The 1,892-nt window shown below is 64.9% G+C and carries 2 protein-coding genes; both read left to right on the forward strand.

The window, feature by feature from the left end; all coding sequences use genetic code 11:
* Nucleotides 1-544 (forward strand): hypothetical protein (locus tag ACYVKA_RS13570; RefSeq protein ID WP_460706206.1); only part of this gene is annotated, 544 nt, incomplete at its 5' end.
* Between the two features lie 302 nt (nucleotides 545-846).
* Complete coding sequence (locus tag ACYVKA_RS13575) at nucleotides 847-1,680, forward strand: alpha/beta hydrolase fold domain-containing protein (RefSeq protein WP_460706208.1); 834 nt, start codon at nucleotides 847-849, stop codon at nucleotides 1,678-1,680.
* Nucleotides 1,681-1,892: the final 212 nt, after the last annotated feature.

Here is a 1,892-nt window from a genome sequence, read left to right on the forward strand (position 1 = left end):
CCGCCAACCGAGACGACCAGCAGACCTACCAGCCCGCCGCCTGACTCCCAATGGCCTCATCCACCTTGACAAATTCCGGACCGGCCCTGAGTGGCGGTCTTTCACCTACATCGGCCACCACGAGACGACGAGCGCGTCTTGCTCAGCCGATGGCATCGTCACCGTTTCGGGGAAGGCGATGCCAGCGCTTGAGCGGGCCGTGCCCAGCTACGCCGCCGTCCGCATTCTCCTTGACTTCCTGGCCGGGAAACAGAGGGAGACCACCTACCGCGAGTTCCTCGAGGGCGACCTCACGGTCTACGACGCCCGCCTCATCCGCCTGGGCAAGGAGAGCGTCGAGACCCCCACAGGCACGGTCGAAGCGACCCGCATCGAGCTGCACCGAGGCAGCACGCTTGCGAACACCTTCTGGGAACAGGACGGCCACCTCGTCGCATCCGACTGGAACGGCGCCATGTCCTACCCCGTCGACGACCGCAACACGCTCGTCAAGGGGCTACACCCCGACGTCGTCACGACCATTGACGACTTCTTGGCTGGCTGACGCCCCGGCTCGCACGAGGAGCGTGGCGAATTCCAAACGGATGGAACACCCGCCACGCTGAACGTCCGCCTCTGCCGCGGGATCGCGACAGTCTTGACACCGATCACCCGCAGAATGCCCAGAGGTGACGTTCGAGGAGTCAGCAAATAGGGGTGCAGCCGGGGAGCGTTCCCAGCGATGATGGGCGGGTGATTCTCTTTGATGGCTCCCGCGACAAGTTCTCCGATTCAGGCGTCGTTGAGGAGGGATCGCGGTCCATCGATGCCTTGCCCGGCCAAAGGCATGTCCACGTTCACCTCAACGTGCCCTACGCCACGAGGTCGGGGGTCGATCTCCATGTCCACGTCATCCAGTCCTGCCTCGACCTGACCTATGCCACCTGGGATGAGATGGTGGCCGAGCGCCTGCCCTGCATCGTCTTCGTCCAAGGCTCGGGGTGGGGCCCGCAGGACATGGGATCCATGATGGACTTCTGGGTCCGTTTCGCCCACCGCGGCTACGTCATCGCACTCGTCGAGCACCGGCCCAGCTCGGTGGCCCCGTTCCCGGCGCAGATCGAGGATGCTCGAACCGCCACTCGATGGCTGATCGAGCATCACGAGCGGTTCTGCATCGACCCGACACGGGTAGCCTTGGCCGGCGACTCTTCCGGCGGCCACGTTGCGCTCATGGCCCATGCAACTGAGGGACTGGGCCTGTTCGACGAGACTCCCGAGCAACCATGGCCGATCGCGGCCTACCTTGCCTTCTACGGCCCCAGCGACCTGTCCATCGGAAACCAGGAACCCACCACCTGCGACCATGAGGGCTCGGGCAGCGCCGAGGGGCGGCTGTTCGGAGGAGTGGACCTCGCCACGATTCCCGACCTGGTCCAGCAGGCCAACCCCACCCGGTGGATCGTGGCGGACCGCGCACTGGCACCGCTGCTCATGATGCACGGGACGAAGGACCGGATCGTGCCCCTGGAACACAGCCTGCGGCACTTCCGTGCCCTGCGCGCGGCAGCACAGCCAGTCGAACTCATCCAAGTGCGCAATGGAGACCACGGCGCGCTGGCCGCGTCATGGACCGACGAGCTGGCCGACATCATCGACCAGTTCCTCGTCACGGCCTTTTATGCGGCTGTTGCTCCGTGAACGGCGGCCTCCAAACGGCACACAGATACCGCATTGTTATGCCGCTGTCCTTGGTGTCGGGAATGCGCGCACATGCCGCTGATCTCGCGTGAAGCCCTTGGCGCAGATTCGAATGAGTTCGACCTCGACGCCTCGCTCGATGCTGTCAGGAGAGCTGTGCCGCAACGCTGCCATCGACCTGCCACACTTCAAGTGGGCCCTGACCGGGATAG

The organism is Luteococcus sediminum, assembly GCF_054783495.1.